Here is a 14,901-nt window from a genome sequence, read left to right as displayed (position 1 = left end):
AAATGGGAGACAACCATGATAGATCTCTATACCGCTGCGACCCCGAATGGCCACAAGGTCTCTATCGTGCTCGAGGAGCTCGGCCTGCCCTACAGGGTGCACGCCTTGAGTTTCGACAAGAAGGAACAGAAATCCGAGGACTTCCTCAAGATCAATCCCAATGGCCGGATCCCGGCGATTGTCGACCGCGCCAATGGCGATTTTGCCGTGTTCGAGTCCGGCGCCATCCTGATTTATCTCGCCGAACTGAGCGGCAAGCTGCTGCCCACGGACCCGAAAGGGCGCTCGGTGGTGTTGCAGTGGCTGATGTTCCAGATGGGCGGAATCGGCCCGATGCAGGGGCAGGCCAACGTGTTTTTCCGCTATTTTCCTGAGAAACTGCAGGGTGCCATCGACCGTTACCAGCATGAAACCCGTCGTCTCTATGAAGTGCTCGACACGCGCCTGCAAGCGGTAGAGTTTCTGGCGGGCGAGTACAGCATTGCCGATATCGCGACCTTTCCCTGGGTGCGTGGCCACGAGTGGTCCGGCGTCGAGGTGGAGGGCTTGTCCGCCTTGCAACGCTGGATGGCGACCATGGAGGCGCGCCCGGCCGTGCAGCGTGGTCTGCTGGTGCCCGAACGCATCGACGATGCCAGCGTCGTCAAAGGCGCCCAGGCCATGCTGATCCGATGAGCCCGAGCATGCGTTCATTCAGTCTGCTGGCGCTGTGCTGTTTCAGTTCTTCATCTTTTGCCGCCGATATCCCGGGCAGTCAGGACCTGCCGATCGTGCCGCGCATGGCCGATGCGCAGATCGTCGACTATCGTCCGGCCGCCGAGCTCGAGCGGATCTACCCGCTGGGATCGATCCGAAAGATCAGCGGCCAGTTGCGCTTCGATGGTCAGGTCAGCGCCCGTGGCAATGCGACCTCGGTCACCTACGAGTTGCCACCGGAGCACTCGTCGATCGACGCCTTCACGGCCGCCCGCGAATCCCTGCAGAAGCAGGATGCCCAGTTGCTGTTCTGGTGCCAGGCGCGGGATTGCGGGGAAAGCAGCCTGTGGGCCAACGATGTCTTCGGCAACGCCAAGCTCTATGGCGCCGACGATCAGCAAGCGTATCTGCTGTTGCGTCTGGCGGCGCCGCAGGACAACACCCTGGTGGCGCTGTACAGCATCACTCGCGGCAATCGCAAAGCCTATCTGCACGTAGAACAATTCGATGCCGCGGCACCGCTGGGGGATTTGCTGCCGACGTCCGCGACCTTATTGCGCGAGCTAAAGAGCACCGGTGAGCTCGATTTCCCCAAACTGACCGGCGATCCCGACGAGACCTGGCTGCGCTTGATCTCCCGTGGATTGAATCTTGATACCACCTTGCGGGTCAGTATTTCCGGGCCCAAGGCCGAAGCCTGGCGCCAGGCCCTGATCGGGCAGGGCGTGCGCACGGCCAGAATGGAAGCCGGCAGTGTCGAAGGCTCTGGCCTGCACCTCGAACTGTTGCGATAAGCTATATCGGGTGAACGCGCTCGCGTGTTCACCTACTTTTTGGCTGACTGACTTTTTTCGAGACTGGGATGATCAATAACGATCGGCTGTTGGTGCAGATCCTGCTCCTGGTGCTGTTTGGCGCGAGCTTCTGGGTGATGGCGCCTTTCTGGTCCGCGTTGTTCTGGGGCGCGGTGCTGGCCTTCGCCAGCTGGCCGCTGATGCGTTTGCTGACCCGCTGGCTCAACGGGCGCGAATCCCTGGCGGCGGCGCTCCTGACCATGGGCTGGATGGTGCTGGTGGCGGCGCCTCTGGTATGGCTGGGGTTCAACCTGGCGGATCATGTGCGCGACGCTACGGCGTTCATCAAGGATGTGCAGGTCGATGGCCTGCCCGAAGCACCGGTCTGGCTGGGCAGTATTCCCTTGGTGGGCGAGCGGCTGGTGGGCATCTGGAACAGTATCGATCAGCAGGGCGCGGCGATGATGCTGGCGATCAAGCCCTATCTGGGCCAGGTCGGTAACTGGTTGCTGGCGCGCAGCGCGCAGATCGGTGGCGGGATTCTCGAACTGACGTTGAGCATTGTCTTTGTGTTCTTTTTCTACCGCGACGGGCCGCGGCTGGCGGCGTTTGTTCATGGGTTGCTGCAGCGGCTGATCGGCGATCGAGCCGGCTATTACATCGAACTGGTGGCGGGAACGGTACAACGCGTGGTGAACGGGGTGATCGGGACGGCGGCGGCCCAGGCGGTTCTGGCGTTGATCGGGTTCCTGATTGCCGGGGTTCCCGGGGCGCTGGTGCTGGGGATCGTCACGTTCCTGCTGAGCCTGATTCCGATGGGGCCACCGCTGGTGTGGATTCCGGCCACGGCCTGGCTGGCCTGGAAGGGGGATTACGGGATGGCGGTGTTCCTCGGGTGCTGGGGGATGTTCATCATCAGCGGGGTCGACAACGTGCTCAAGCCTTACCTGATCAGTCGGGGCGGGAATTTGCCCTTGGTGATTGTGTTGCTCGGGGTGTTTGGCGGGCTGATTGCGTTTGGCTTCATCGGTTTGTTTATCGGGCCGACCTTGTTGGCCGTGGCTTACAGCTTGCTGACCGACTGGAGCAAGTCTCAGGCCCGGGTTGAGGATCGCCGGCCTTGAGAGGCCTCGGTGGTGCGCGGTTCGACCTGGCAGCTGATGGCGTGGGCGTGTTGAATCGAACTCGACACATCGGGCGCAAGGGGCCAGGCTTGCTGGAGCCGCCTCGACGATTTACCGATCATCGGGTCCCGCAGCGCCGCTGGTTCCGCTACAATGCGCGCCGATTTCGACCTGCCTGAGAGCCCACTCATGTCCGCCTGCCAGACTCCCATCATCGTCGCCCTGGATTTCCCTACCCGTGACGCCGCACTGAAGCTGGCCGATCAGTTGGACCCGAAGCTGTGCCGGGTCAAAGTCGGTAAGGAACTGTTTACCAGCTGCGCCTCGGAAATCGTCGGCACCCTGCGTGACAAGGGTTTCGAAGTATTCCTGGACCTCAAGTTCCACGACATACCGAATACCACCGCCATGGCCGTCAAGGCGGCTGCGGAAATGGGCGTGTGGATGGTCAACGTGCACTGTTCCGGTGGTCTGCGCATGATGGCCGCTTGCCGCGAAGTGCTCGACCAGCGCACCGGCCCGAAGCCGCTGTTGATCGGCGTGACCGTGCTGACCAGCATGGAACGTGAGGACCTGGCAGGTATCGGCCTGGACATCGAGCCACAGGAGCAGGTGCTGCGTCTGGCCGCCCTGGCGGAAAAAGCCGGGATGGACGGTCTGGTCTGTTCGGCCCTGGAAGCCCAGGCCCTGAAATCGGCTCACCCGTCGCTGCAACTGGTGACCCCGGGGATTCGTCCGGCGGGCAGCGCCCAGGACGATCAGCGCCGTATCCTGACCCCGCGTCAAGCGCTGGATGCCGGCTCCGACTATCTGGTGATCGGCCGTCCGATCAGCCAGGCGGCAGATCCGGCCAAGGCCCTCGCCGCCGTAGTGGCCGAACTCGCCTGACCCCCTGTAGGAGCCGGCTTGCTGGCGAAGATATCACCGCGGTGTATCTGAATCACCGCGGTGCTGCTATCGCTGTAGGAGCCGGCTTGCTGGCGAAGGCATCACCGCGGTGTATCTGAACCACCGCGGTGCTGCTATCGCTGTAGGAGCCGGCTTGCTGGCGAAGGCGTCACCGCGGTGTATCTGAACCACCTCGGTGCCTGCATCGCCAGCAAGCCGGCTCCTACGGGCCTGCGTTAAACCTTCAGAACCAACTTCCCGAAATTCTCCCCGCTGAACAACTTCATCAGCGTCTCCGGGAACGTCTCGAGCCCTTCGACGATGTCTTCCTTGCTCTTGAGCTGCCCGTTGGCCATCCAGCCAGCCATTTCCTGCGCGGCAGCGGCGTACTGTGCGGCGTAATCCATCACCACGAAACCTTCCATCCGCGCGCGGTTGACCAGCAGCGACAGGTAGTTGGCCGGACCTTTGACCGCTTCCTTGTTGTTGTACTGGCTGATGGCGCCGCAAATCACCACCCGTGCCTTCAGGTTCAGGCGGCTCAGCACGGCGTCGAGGATATCGCCGCCGACGTTATCGAAGTACACATCCACACCTTTCGGGCACTCGCGCTTGAGCCCGGCGTGGACGTCTTCGTTCTTGTAATCGATGGCACCGTCAAAACCCAGTTCGTCGATCAGGAACCGGCACTTGTCGGCACCCCCCGCGATGCCGACGACGCGGCAACCCTTGAGCTTGGCAATCTGCCCGGCAATGCTGCCCACCGCACCGGCCGCGCCCGAGAGCACCACGGTGTCGCCGGCCTTGGGCGCACCGACATCGAGCAGGGCGAAGTAAGCGGTCATCCCGGTCATGCCCAGTGCCGAAAGATAGCGCGGCAGCGGCGCCAGTTTCGGATCGACTTTGTAGAAGCCACGTGGCTCGCCGAGGAAATAATCCTGCACCCCCAGAGCACCGTTGACGTAGTCCCCGACCGCAAACCCCGGATTGCTCGAGGCAATGACCTGGCCTACACCCAAGGCGCGCATCACTTCACCGATACCGACTGGCGGAATATAGGACTTGCCCTCGTTCATCCAGCCGCGCATGGCCGGGTCCAGGGACAGGTATTCGTTCTTGACCAGAATCTGACCCGCGGCCGGTTCGCCGACCGGTACTTGCTGATAGGTAAAGGTCTCGCGGGTTGCCGCACCCACCGGACGTTTGGCGAGCAGGAACTGGCGATTGGTCTGGGTAGTCATGACAGGCACTCAAGATGAATGAAGTCTTGTTGATAGCCCTTGATGAGCAATGCCGCAAGTCAGGCCGATGCGGCGAATGCAGGCCGATCCAGAACAGTGATGGCTGGCCTGGCGGGTTTATCACTGCCACTCATGGGCACTCAACCGGCCTTCTGATAGTGCTGCCGCGTCAGGGATGCCTGTGGCTAGACTGCGGCTTGCGAACCCCCGCATCTTCTCTACAAGGACATAACAATGAGCATGACGTTTTCCGGCCAGGTGGCAGTGGTGACAGGAGCGGCGGCCGGAATTGGCCGTGCGACCGCCCAGGCGTTCGCCGCCGAGGGCTTGAAAGTGGTGGTTGCCGACCTCGACACGGCGGGTGGCGAGGGCACGGTGGCGTTGATTCGCACGGCTGGCGGTGAAGCAACCTTCGTGCGTTGCAACGTCACACTGGAAAGCGATGTGAAAAACCTGATGGACCAAGTCGTGAATACCTACGGCCGTCTCGACTATGCCTTCAACAACGCCGGCATCGAGATCGAAAAAGGCAAACTGGCCGAAGGTACGATCGACGAGTTCGACGCGATCATGGGCGTCAATGTCAAAGGTGTCTGGTTGTGCATGAAGTACCAATTGCCCTTGCTGCTGGCTCAGGGCGGTGGTGCGATCGTCAACACCGCTTCGGTGGCCGGCCTGGGAGCGGCACCGAAGATGAGTATCTACGCGGCCTCGAAGCATGCAGTGATCGGTCTGACCAAATCGGCGGCCATCGAATACGCCAAGAAAAAGATTCGCGTGAATGCGGTGTGTCCGGCTGTGATCGATACCGACATGTTCCGCCGCGCCCATGAAGCGGATCCCAGGAAGGGCGAGTTCGCCAATGCCATGCATCCGGTGGGTCGCATTGGCAAGGTCGAGGAGATTGCCAGCGCGGTGCTGTACCTGTGCAGCGATGGTGCCGCGTTCACCACCGGCCACTCATTGGCGGTGGACGGTGGCGTCACGGCATTCTGACCCACACCCATGTGGTTTTTTTATCTTCGGTGAAAACGCCGGACAATGTGTTTCCAATGGTTAGAACCGAAGATTCTGGCGGCGTTGTCGCACATCCCATCGAGCACTCCTGTGATTAACTGTTCCAGCAAAACGAACAGGAGTTTGCTTGCTCATGGAATTGAGAATCGATCGACAGGCCCTGGTGCCGCTCGTCCACCAAATTGTCGATGCGCTGGCGGGCTGGCTCCGTCAAAGCGAGGTATTGCCGGGGACGCGTTTACCTTCTGCGCGGCAAATCGCGCGGGATAATCTGCTCAGTCAATCCAGCGTCGTTGAAGCGTGTGAGCGTCTGGTCGCTGAAGGGGTGCTGGCGTCGCGACATGGCAGCGGTTTTTTTGTCGCCGACCCGGCATTGGCTGCTCGCAGGCAACGGGACTACCCCTGGTTCGAAGGCGCGGCGGTCAGGCACGCTGGCGTCCTGGGTGAACTGAAGCTGGGCTGTGGTGGATTGCCCGTCAGCTGGCGCGAGACTGACGACCTGGGTTACGCGATCCGTCAGGTCAGTCGCACCGACATGGCAGGCCTGTTCAACTATGGCACCCCGCTGGGGCTGCCAGCCCTGCGCCAACACATTCTCAAGCGCCTGCTTCAACTGGATATCGCCGTGCAGGAGTGCCAGATCCTGACAACGGCGGGCGCCAGCCAGGGGCTTGACCTGATTGTGCGCACCTTGCTCAAGCCGGGGGAGTGCGTGGTGGTGGAAAGTCCCGGGTACTCGATGCTGTTCAAGCTGCTCAGGCTGCATGGCGTCAACATGATCGAGGTGCCGCGAACGCCGAGCGGGCCCGATCTCGAAGTGCTCGAGGCGCTGCTCCTGCAGTACCGGCCCCGTGCAGTGTTCATCAACAGTTTCTATCACAATCCAACGGGCAGCAGCCTGACGCCGAAGGTGGCCCGGCGGGTTTTGCAACTGGCGAAAATCCACAGGGTGCTGGTGGTCGAAGATGACGTCTATGCGGATTTATCCAGCGGACCCGGTACGCGACTCGCCGCGCTGGATACCACGGACAACGTGATCTATGTCGGCAGTTTCTCCAAAACCCTCAGCAGCTCGTTACGGGTCGGTTTTGTGGCAGCCGGTGCCGGGGTTATTTCACGATTGGCCGAGGTCAAGATGATCAGCAGCATGGGCGCGTCACGGTTTTGCGAATCGGTGCTGGCGTGTCTGTTGGCCAGTGGCGCCTATCGCAAGCTGGTGCAGCGCCAACGCCAGCGTTTGCACAGCGACCGGTTGGCCGCGTTGCAGTTGCTCGAAGACGCTGAGTGGGAAGTTTTCGGCAAGCCCGCCGGGGGCTTGTTCATCTGGGCGCGCTCGCGGATGGCCGACTACGCTCAGGTGCGGGCCCAGGCACAGCGCTTCGGTGTCCTGCTGTCTTCTGCGACGGCCTTCAGTCCCGCCGGCGAACCCGGTGACTGGCAGCGTATCAACGTGGCCTATGCCAGTGATCCGCGAGCCCGGGCGTTTTTCCAAGCTACTGCCTTGGATCGACCTCAAGCGTTCTGAAAACGACGGTGGCGTAGCTTTTTGCCATTATTCCGTTGCCAGAGACTTGTGTTGATACAGGCCCGTTGCGACTCTGCGTCGACAGACGCTACCAGGGGACCCAGTGCAATGAATTCGGCCGTGCAAGGACGTTTTGCCAACCTCGGTATGGCGAAAAAGCTGGGGATCGGGTTTGCACTCGTATTGCTGTTGACCGCCGTGGTGGCGGCCATCGGCGTAGCGTCCCTGCAGACCATCAGTCAGCGCTTCGACGGGCTCAAAAAAATGTCGTCGCTCAACAGCGGTCTGCTCAAGGTGCGCTTGCTTGAACAGGAGTACGCGTTGCACGGCAACCCGAAAACCGCCGACGCCCTGCACAAGGGCGTTGACGGCCTGATCGCCCTGGCAACCGAACTCAAGGCACAATCGGCGGCCAACGTGCCGGTGATGAATGATGTCGAACAAGCCCTGGGTGCCTATCGCAAGGCCTTCGACGAGTTCGTCTCGCTCAGCCAGGCCAAGGACCTGGCGTTGGAAATGGCCAGTTGGTCGGTGTCCAGCGTGGCCAATAACCTCGATGTGCTGCAGGCCGGGCTGGCCGATGACGGTGCCTATACCTTGAAAGAATCCGCAGGCAATGACGGCGCGCAGTTCATCGAGCAAGCCAGTCAGGTCAGCCAGGTGTCGCGGCTGATGTTGCAGGCCATGAACGAAGCGCGCGTGCGCCTGGACCAGAGCCGCAAGGGGGACGACAGCGCCGCGCAGGGCAAGATCGAACAGGCCGACCAGGCGCTGACCCAAGCTGAGCAACTGAAAACCACGGTCAAGGATGAGGGCTACCAGACGGTGCTCAATGAAGTGGCCGGCCACATCGGCGGTTTCAGCGAAAAACTCGCCGAATACACGGGCCTGCTGGCCCAGGAAAAAATCGTCTATGAGCAACTGCATCAGCGCGCCGCGCAAGTGGTGGAGCGGGTGGACAAGGCCTATGTCACCGAAGACCAGTCGATGCAGACCGAGCTGAAAAAGAATTCGTGGCTGATCATCGGCTCCTCCGCGCTGGCCTTGCTGGTCGGGTTGATTGCGGCATGGGTGATTACCCGGTTGATCGTGACACCGTTGCGCAGTGTGATCCGTGTTGCGCAACAGATCGCCGCCGGCGATTTGAGTGCGACGGTCGAAGTGGCCCGTCGTGACGAGATCGGTCAATTGATGCAGGCCATGCAACAGATGGGGGCCGGGCTCAGCACTATTGTCAGCGGGTTGCAGGCCGGCATCGAGCAGCTGGCCAGTTCGGCGCAAACCCTGTCGGCGGTGACCGAGCAGACCAATCTGGAAGTCAGCAGCCAGAAGGAAGAAACCGAACAGGTCGCTACGGCGATGAATCAGATGACCGCGACCGTACACGACGTTGCGCGTAATGCGGAAGAGGCGGCTCAGGCCGCGCAGACGGCGGACGACAAGGTGGAAAGCGGTCAGCAGGTGGTACGCCAGAACATGGCCCGGATCGAGCAACTGGCAGATTCTGCGACCTCGGCCAGTTCGAGCATCGAAAGCTTGAGTGCGCAAATCCACAACATCGGCACGGTGCTCGGTGTCATCAAGAGCGTGGCCGAGCAAACCAACCTGTTGGCGCTCAACGCCGCTATCGAGGCGGCACGGGCCGGCGAGCAGGGCCGGGGCTTTGCGGTGGTGGCCGATGAGGTGCGAGCGTTGGCCAAGCGGACCCAGCAATCGACCGAGGAGATCGAGCGACTGGTCAGCGCCTTGCGTTCGGCGGCGCAGTCATCGGTACAGCAGATTGAGAACAGTGGTGAGTTGGTGAAGCTGGCGGTCAGCGATGCGCTGCAGACTGAGAGTGCGCTGGGCAGTATTGCCGCGGCGGTATCCTTGATTCAGCAAATGAACCAGCAGATCGCGGCGGCTGCCGAGGAGCAGAGTTCGGTGGCGGATGAGATCAATCGCAGCGTGACGAGTATTCGCGCCAGTGCGGATCAGTCTTCGTTGGCGATGCGGGGCAATGCGGCGTCCAGTATTGAGCTGGCGCAGCTGGGGGTTGAGTTGAAGGGGATGGTCGGGCACTTTCGGCTTTGAGTGGTGAAGAGCTTAGGTGTACCCAGCCCCTTTGTAGGCGCTGGCTTGTCGGATCGCCGCACCGCAGCGAAGGCGGCCTGCCAGCCGACCAATCTTTATCGGATGTACTCACCGATAAACCCCAAGCCAAAAAAAAGCCACCTGTTCGGTGGCTCTCCTGCTTCCCTTGATTAGTCGTAAATCACTTTCTTCTTCCAGTCCGCATCAGCCTCGACATCCTTGAGACCTTCGGTCAGCTGGTTCACTTCACCTTCAGCCGGCGCGTTGTTATCCACGACCTGGCCGTTGGCCCGGGCCAGGAGTTTTTCCAGGTGTTCCAGTTGTTCGGCATAGACCTTGGGTTCCTGCTGTTTGCGCAGGTACTGCACACCGCGCTCGAACGCCAGGCGGGCTTGGTCGGGCTGGTTCTGTTGCAGGGCGTGCTGGCCAAGGTTGTTGAAGAATTCGATGTGCAGCAGGGCCAGGATATGGCGGACTTCGCGGATCCAGCGCTTCGCTTCGTTGGTTGGCAGGAAGCCATCATGGGCGGCGCGGGTGATCTGGCCGTGCAGGGCTTCGAGCAGGAAGCGTACGTCTTTGGCCTTGGCTTCGGTCTGGATCGGTGCCGGCGGATTGTTGACCGGGATCGATTCGCCTTGGGCGACCAGGGCATTCAGTTCGGCAATGCGTTCCTTCATTGTGGCGTTGGACTTTTCCAGGTTGAGCAGGCGCTGGCAGACGTTAAGCTCCAGGCGGGTCAACAGCAGTTTGAGTTCCGCTGTCATCAACTGACCGGGAAAAGTCTCGGTGATTTCGCCACAGCGACGCAGGCGGTCGTTCAGCTCGATCCGGGTGCGGGCCTTTTCCAGCTTGTTGTTTTCCACCACATGGCTCAGGTAGCCAATGGCGATCAATAGTGCGATCCCGGCTACGACGAGCAGGGTGATCATGAGTGGTGTCACCGGTAAGACCTCTTTATGGGTTTATGGGGTCGCGTGCGAGTAGTAGTGGCTTGGCAGGGGAGTCGCCCGGGACCGCCGACGGGATGAATCGGCTATCCTTATGCTGTATCGGCCTCAACCCTGATTACTATAAGTAATAGTCGCTGGAGAGGCATATTGCCATCATTCAGGGCGTGGATGGACTATAACGCCTGCCTGGCGTCAGAATATAGGCGTCAATCGTCGGGCAGCGGACAACCAGGATCGGTGTCCTAAAGCAGGGCGAAGTCATTGATTTAAATAAATTTATATCAGGGGGTTGACGACCCCTCAATCCATCCATAGAATGCGCGCCACTTACAGCGGAAAGCACACAGCGAAACGCGGTAGGGAGTGAATGTTGTACGTGTGTCCCCTTCGTCTAGTGGCCTAGGACACCGCCCTTTCACGGCGGTAACAGGGGTTCGAGTCCCCTAGGGGACGCCAATGCGGGAATAGCTCAGTTGGTAGAGCACGACCTTGCCAAGGTCGGGGTCGCGAGTTCGAGTCTCGTTTCCCGCTCCATTTTTAAACAGCGTTGCTTTCGGGCAGGGCTGAGTGAAACCAGAACCAAGTCTTCGGATGCGGGTCTGGGCACCGAAACACACACCATGTGTTCCGGGCAGCGTGTCCCCTTCGTCTAGTGGCCTAGGACACCGCCCTTTCACGGCGGTAACAGGGGTTCGAGTCCCCTAGGGGACGCCATTTGCGGGAATAGCTCAGTTGGTAGAGCACGACCTTGCCAAGGTCGGGGTCGCGAGTTCGAGTCTCGTTTCCCGCTCCAATTTCACAAAAACGCCGCTCATTGAGCGGCGTTTTTGTTTGTGCGCGATTTGTGTCCGTTGCAGTAAAAAAGGTTTTTCCAGTCAGGCTGAGAGGTTTTTGCATTGATGGTGGCGCCCGATAACGGCCCTGCACCAGGGGGTATCAGTCAGACAGCTGCTGAAGAACGTCTCCAACGCTTCAGGCTGACTTCATCTCGAATATCCGAGCAGGCCCTGATGAGATGGTCGAGTTCCTCATCAGTGAGTCCGCAGTTCATGGAAAATCGCATTAACGACCGGTTGAGCCCGGTCGCCGGGGCGCAGAAAGCCGAGCCGAATATGCCTCGTGCCTGTAAGGCGTCCCGCAGGCGAAGGGTCAGTAATTCGGGCCCAGGTTCCAGGGCGATAATCTGTTCGGTTCCAGCGCTGACGTCATACCCCAACTGCGTCAATGCCGCTCTGACTTGATAGGTAATCGCATGCAGCCGCCTGCGACGTTCTTCGGCGTGTTGTAGAAAGTCGGCAGCCTGTTCGAACCATGTCAATTCGTGATCCAGCAGGCTGGAGCTGAAAATGGCGGGATAGGACTCCATGGCAAAGTAGTCCTTGAAACTGCCTGGACAGGTGATCAGGCCCGCCCGTCCTGCGAAGGCCTTGGCCAGGCTGACGGTTTGGAAATGGACCTTGTCAAATAATTGATTCTGCGCGACCAATCCCGCGCCATGTGCCCCGTGGGTCCCGAGTGAATGGGATTCATCGACCACCAGCACGCATTTGTTTCGTTGAGCAATATCAGCGAAATCTGTCAGAGGACAAAGACTGCCATTGGTGCTGTAGATCGCATCGACTGCAATAACCCCTTGGCCATGTTTCTTTATCTGCCGCTCCGCATGGGCGGCATCGTTGTGGGCAAATGCAATTGAGTGTGCATGAGCGGCGTGTGCTCCTTGCCAGAAGGACATGTGCGCGTGGATATCCAGATAAACGGGGGTATATGGACCGGCGATCGCCTGCATCAGCCCCACATTCGCGGCCCAACCTGATTGGCAAAGAATACTGTCTTGCGCACCGATAAATTGCGCCAGGTGTTGCTCTAACCTGGCGATGGGCGTATCGCCCTGGAGAAAAACGGCAGACATCAGGAGTTGGTGGCGGGTCTGAAGGATCGCGCGGGCTTGGGCTTCGATCATGTGTCGCTCGTTTGCCAGGCAAAGATAGTCATTGCTCGACAAATGCAGTGCATCGGGGCCAGGAAATGCGCCGCGCAGCAGGTGCTGGCCTGCCCATCGCTGCTGGATACGTCCAATTGTGTGGCTTTCGATGCGCGCCTGAACAAAGTCAGGCAATACAGCGCTGACGGTTTGTTGTAGCGCATGTTGGGGAGGTTGGTGTGGCACAGGCATGGATGAGCTCCTTTCCCTGAGCGATGAGTTCGTTCTGAATGCCATGCACCCAGTTGATCGCACTACACGCCTGGTCGCGTTCCTTGCCTACTGTCAGAGTTGACAGTTTTTAGAAAAAAGCGACGGGTGACCTTGTTTGCATGCGATGTATAGCCGCGACAATAAAAAAGGCCCGCCAGTCAGACTGTGCGGGCCTTTTGCATGTTCGGCGTGTTTTACATCGACAGAATCAAACGCCCGGCAAACAAAATCAGAATCACCCCCATCGACCGCTCGAACCAGTGCCCCATGCGCATGAACAGCAATCGCACCCGGGCGCTGGAAAAGAACAGGGCGACGATGACAAACCACAGTGCATTCACGAAACACATCCAGACCCCATACAACGCCTGAACCTTGAGCGGTGTCGTGGCGCTGATGAGACTGGTGAAGATCGCCAGGAAAAACAGCGTGGCCTTGGGGTTGGTGGCGTTGGTCAGGAAACCTGTGGTGAACGCCTTCAACAGCGTTTGCTCGATCACCGGTTGGTCCGCACCTTTGTCGCCTTCCAGCACGGTCTTGGGTTTGCTGCGTATCAGGCTGACGCCGAGGTAAAGGATGTAGGCGCCGCCCACCACCTTGGCCACTGTCAACAGCCAGGGGGTGGTGTGCATCAATGCGCCGACACCGAGCAGGGTGTAGAGCACGTGCACCGAAATGCCCGCCCCGATGCCCAGCGCCGTGCAGATCCCGACCAGCCGGCCGAAACGCACGCTTTGACGGATGGTGACCGCGAAGTCCGGTCCCGGTGCGACCACGGCGAGGAAGTGGATGATCGCCAGCGCCAGAAACTCGCCCATGTAATTGGAAAGCATCTCAACTCCAGAAAGTAAGGGGTGAAGCATTGCCGCGATAGCCGACAAAGAAGGAAAGGCTCAAGCGCGGGTCAGCCACACCCGGCGTTACCGAGTGCATGCGGCGCGAGTTGAACATGATGAAGTCGCCGGGTTCGGGACGAATTTCCAGAGTCGCAGGGCCGAGCAGGGCCGGGTCGATGCCGTAGCTGTCGCCACGCATCTCGTCGAATCGGTCCGGGGAAATGTCGTCGTCCCACATCTGCAATGCGCCACCTTCGGTGGGCATGTTCAGGTAAACGTTGCAGGCGAATTGCGCTTCCAGGCTTCTGGCCTGGTAACTGTCCGGGGCGTCCTTGGCGAAAATGTCGTGGTGGGCGAGGAAGCACACGCCAGGCTTCACCACCCGGGACAGCCCGACATACATTTTGCGCCCGTAAAGATTTTCCAGGTGCGCCCCCGCTGGCCAGGATTCGTCAAGCATGCAGCGCAGGGTGTCGACCGGGGATGAGTAGGGCGCACAGCGGTTGCGCAACTCCTCGATGTTGCGGGTGGCGCGGGTGAAATAGTCCTCGATCAACAGCGGCTGGTTTTCCGCTTCATAAAACGCCATGCCGATGCGGCCGATGCTGGGCGCGTTGATGTAGCCTTCGAAGCCGGGGGCGAGGATCTTGTCGCCAATCTGAATCGCCAGCGAGCGGGGCAGCAAGCCTTTGACGCGAATGGCGAGGACTTCTTCGTTGGCCAGTTTTTTTATGCACGTCTCATCGAGACGCTCGACATCAAGCATCATGGTTCAGGTCCATCTATCAGAGAGGCAACGGAGCCTGCGGATGCGGGCTGCCCCGGCGTCAGGCGATGCCGGGCTCGGCATCGCCAACATGCTCAGTTCACATCGTAGTGAACTGACAGCGTTCCTTTCTTTTGCGAAACGGCAGTGATCGAGACTGCGCCTAAATCCTTCAGGCTGCGGACATGGGTGCCGCCGCAACCGTAGGCAGGCAGCTCACCGAAACCGATTTCCCTGGCGCCTTCGCGCAATGACGTCAGGCGTGGCAGGTCGTGGGCGATCCACTGTTCGATGCCGTGCTGGACAGTTTGGGCATCAACGTCCTGTGCCGAATCCTGCGGCTTGAATTGCACTCGTCCTTCGCCTGGCCAGTGATGCCCCTTGATCGGCATCCAGCCCATGGCCTGAACGAAGTGACCGATCAGATGGCCGGCGGAGTGCATGCGCGTGTTGAACTGGCGACGCTGTTCGTCGACCCGAATCTGGGTCATGCCGAGTTTTACCTGGCGATCGACGAAATGGATGATTCGGTCCGGATCCTGAACCACGCGCAGCACCTGGCTGCCACCGATCCAGCCGGTGTCGAAGGGTTGTCCGCCCCCCTGAGGATGAAACAGCGTGGCACGCAGCACCACCGCGAATTCGTTCTCGCAGGGCGTGCAATCGAGCACTTCCACGTTGGCCTTGAGATCATCACTATGGAAAAACAGGCGAAGCGTCATAGTCCATGACCTTATTGAAATTTCTATTTTTTATTATATGGAGTGCACAATTGCGTGATAATCCGTTCAAAC

Annotated in this window: 13 protein-coding genes, 4 tRNA genes and 1 pseudogene; 12 read left to right on the top strand and 6 right to left on the bottom strand. The window is 60.0% G+C overall.

What is annotated here, in order from left to right; translation table 11 throughout:
• The first annotated feature begins 15 nt into the window (after positions 1-15).
• From F8N96_RS23430 to pyrF, 4 genes are all read left to right on the top strand, one after another.
• Positions 16-675: a glutathione S-transferase family protein gene (locus F8N96_RS23430; protein ID WP_150765727.1), complete on the top strand. Its 660-nt coding sequence runs from the start codon at positions 16-18 to the stop codon at positions 673-675.
• 8 nt (positions 676-683) lie between these two features.
• Positions 684-1,490, top strand: a complete 807-nt coding sequence (locus F8N96_RS23425; RefSeq protein ID WP_150799829.1) for a DUF4892 domain-containing protein — start codon at positions 684-686, stop codon at positions 1,488-1,490.
• 68 nt (positions 1,491-1,558) lie between these two features.
• Positions 1,559-2,614, top strand: coding sequence for an AI-2E family transporter (locus F8N96_RS23420; RefSeq protein WP_150799828.1), 1,056 nt, complete (start codon positions 1,559-1,561; stop codon positions 2,612-2,614).
• A gap of 189 nt (positions 2,615-2,803) precedes the next feature.
• Positions 2,804-3,502, top strand: coding sequence for an orotidine-5'-phosphate decarboxylase (gene pyrF, locus F8N96_RS23415; protein ID WP_008148060.1), 699 nt, complete (start codon positions 2,804-2,806; stop codon positions 3,500-3,502).
• 236 nt (positions 3,503-3,738) lie between these two features.
• Here pyrF and F8N96_RS23410 read toward each other — a convergent pair whose 3' ends face one another.
• Positions 3,739-4,743, bottom strand: a complete 1,005-nt coding sequence (locus F8N96_RS23410) for an NADP-dependent oxidoreductase (protein WP_150799827.1) — start codon at positions 4,741-4,743, stop codon at positions 3,739-3,741.
• A 234-nt stretch (positions 4,744-4,977) separates the two neighbouring features.
• Between F8N96_RS23410 and F8N96_RS23405 the strand changes: the two genes are divergently transcribed.
• From F8N96_RS23405 to F8N96_RS35900, 4 genes and pseudogenes are all read left to right on the top strand, one after another.
• The gene (locus F8N96_RS23405; protein WP_150799826.1) at positions 4,978-5,739 is read left to right on the top strand and encodes an SDR family oxidoreductase; all 762 of its coding nucleotides are present in this window, start codon (positions 4,978-4,980) and stop codon (positions 5,737-5,739) included.
• A gap of 154 nt (positions 5,740-5,893) precedes the next feature.
• A complete protein-coding gene (locus F8N96_RS23400; RefSeq protein WP_150799825.1) occupies positions 5,894-7,285 on the top strand; it encodes a PLP-dependent aminotransferase family protein in 1,392 nt (463 codons plus the stop codon).
• Between the two features lie 108 nt (positions 7,286-7,393).
• Positions 7,394-8,497 (top strand): annotated as a pseudogene (locus F8N96_RS35905) (HAMP domain-containing protein); the annotation flags it as partial.
• The gene (locus F8N96_RS35900) at positions 8,477-9,358 is read left to right on the top strand and encodes a methyl-accepting chemotaxis protein (protein ID WP_412071823.1); all 882 of its coding nucleotides are present in this window, start codon (positions 8,477-8,479) and stop codon (positions 9,356-9,358) included. The pseudogene F8N96_RS35905 and the gene F8N96_RS35900, both read left to right, overlap by 21 nt.
• Before the next feature lie 170 nt (positions 9,359-9,528).
• Here F8N96_RS35900 and F8N96_RS23390 read toward each other — a convergent pair whose 3' ends face one another.
• Complete coding sequence (locus F8N96_RS23390) at positions 9,529-10,287, bottom strand: hypothetical protein (protein ID WP_191635383.1); 759 nt, start codon at positions 10,285-10,287, stop codon at positions 9,529-9,531.
• A 401-nt stretch (positions 10,288-10,688) separates the two neighbouring features.
• Here F8N96_RS23390 and F8N96_RS23385 point away from each other — a divergent pair.
• The 4 genes from F8N96_RS23385 to F8N96_RS23370 all read left to right on the top strand — a co-directional run bounded on the left by F8N96_RS23385 (position 10,689) and on the right by F8N96_RS23370 (position 11,101).
• Positions 10,689-10,764 (top strand) — tRNA-Glu (locus F8N96_RS23385).
• Positions 10,765-10,766: 2 nt separating this feature from the next.
• Positions 10,767-10,842, top strand: a tRNA-Gly gene (locus F8N96_RS23380).
• 104 nt (positions 10,843-10,946) lie between these two features.
• Positions 10,947-11,022, top strand: a tRNA-Glu gene (locus tag F8N96_RS23375).
• Positions 11,023-11,025: 3 nt separating this feature from the next.
• Positions 11,026-11,101: transfer RNA gene (locus F8N96_RS23370), tRNA-Gly, on the top strand.
• 147 nt (positions 11,102-11,248) lie between these two features.
• Here the strand turns inward: F8N96_RS23370 and cqsA are convergent.
• The 4 genes from cqsA to F8N96_RS23350 form a co-directional block, all read right to left on the bottom strand.
• Complete coding sequence (cqsA, locus tag F8N96_RS23365) at positions 11,249-12,484, bottom strand: alpha-hydroxyketone-type quorum-sensing autoinducer synthase (protein ID WP_150799822.1); 1,236 nt, start codon at positions 12,482-12,484, stop codon at positions 11,249-11,251.
• 215 nt (positions 12,485-12,699) lie between these two features.
• Positions 12,700-13,338: a LysE family translocator gene (locus F8N96_RS23360; RefSeq protein ID WP_150799821.1), complete on the bottom strand. Its 639-nt coding sequence runs from the start codon at positions 13,336-13,338 to the stop codon at positions 12,700-12,702.
• Position 13,339: 1 nt separating this feature from the next.
• On the bottom strand, positions 13,340-14,110 hold the full coding sequence (locus tag F8N96_RS23355; protein ID WP_150799820.1) for a 2OG-Fe(II) oxygenase: 771 nt from the start codon (positions 14,108-14,110) through the stop codon (positions 13,340-13,342).
• A gap of 92 nt (positions 14,111-14,202) precedes the next feature.
• Positions 14,203-14,829 (bottom strand): alanyl-tRNA editing protein, encoded by a 627-nt coding sequence (locus tag F8N96_RS23350; protein WP_150799819.1) that lies wholly within the window; start codon positions 14,827-14,829, stop codon positions 14,203-14,205.
• Between the last annotated feature and the right edge of the window lie 72 nt (positions 14,830-14,901).

It is taken from the genome of Pseudomonas fluorescens (genome assembly GCF_902497855.1).
GTDB classification, from domain to species: domain Bacteria; phylum Pseudomonadota; class Gammaproteobacteria; order Pseudomonadales; family Pseudomonadaceae; genus Aquipseudomonas; species Aquipseudomonas fluorescens_BI.
The sequence above is the reverse complement of the archived record's forward strand: the minus strand, read 5'-3'. Positions and strand labels throughout refer to the sequence as shown.

Excerpts from the sequence above, each read along its gene's own strand:
- F8N96_RS23430 (WP_150765727.1), top strand. The coding sequence starts at position 16 with ATGATAGATCTCTATACCGCTGCGACCCCGAATGGCCACAAGGTCTCT.
- F8N96_RS23425 (WP_150799829.1), top strand. The coding sequence starts at position 684 with ATGCGTTCATTCAGTCTGCTGGCGCTGTGCTGTTTCAGTTCTTCATCT.
- F8N96_RS23420 (WP_150799828.1), top strand. The coding sequence starts at position 1,559 with ATGATCAATAACGATCGGCTGTTGGTGCAGATCCTGCTCCTGGTGCTG.
- pyrF (WP_008148060.1), top strand. The coding sequence starts at position 2,804 with ATGTCCGCCTGCCAGACTCCCATCATCGTCGCCCTGGATTTCCCTACC.
- F8N96_RS23410 (WP_150799827.1), bottom strand. The coding sequence starts at position 4,743 with ATGACTACCCAGACCAATCGCCAGTTCCTGCTCGCCAAACGTCCGGTG.
- F8N96_RS23405 (WP_150799826.1), top strand. The coding sequence starts at position 4,978 with ATGAGCATGACGTTTTCCGGCCAGGTGGCAGTGGTGACAGGAGCGGCG.
- F8N96_RS23400 (WP_150799825.1), top strand. The coding sequence starts at position 5,894 with ATGGAATTGAGAATCGATCGACAGGCCCTGGTGCCGCTCGTCCACCAA.
- F8N96_RS35900 (WP_412071823.1), top strand. The coding sequence starts at position 8,477 with ATGCAGGCCATGCAACAGATGGGGGCCGGGCTCAGCACTATTGTCAGC.
- F8N96_RS23390 (WP_191635383.1), bottom strand. The coding sequence starts at position 10,287 with ATGATCACCCTGCTCGTCGTAGCCGGGATCGCACTATTGATCGCCATT.
- cqsA (WP_150799822.1), bottom strand. The coding sequence starts at position 12,484 with ATGCCTGTGCCACACCAACCTCCCCAACATGCGCTACAACAAACCGTC.
- F8N96_RS23360 (WP_150799821.1), bottom strand. The coding sequence starts at position 13,338 with ATGCTTTCCAATTACATGGGCGAGTTTCTGGCGCTGGCGATCATCCAC.
- F8N96_RS23355 (WP_150799820.1), bottom strand. The coding sequence starts at position 14,110 with ATGATGCTTGATGTCGAGCGTCTCGATGAGACGTGCATAAAAAAACTG.
- F8N96_RS23350 (WP_150799819.1), bottom strand. The coding sequence starts at position 14,829 with ATGACGCTTCGCCTGTTTTTCCATAGTGATGATCTCAAGGCCAACGTG.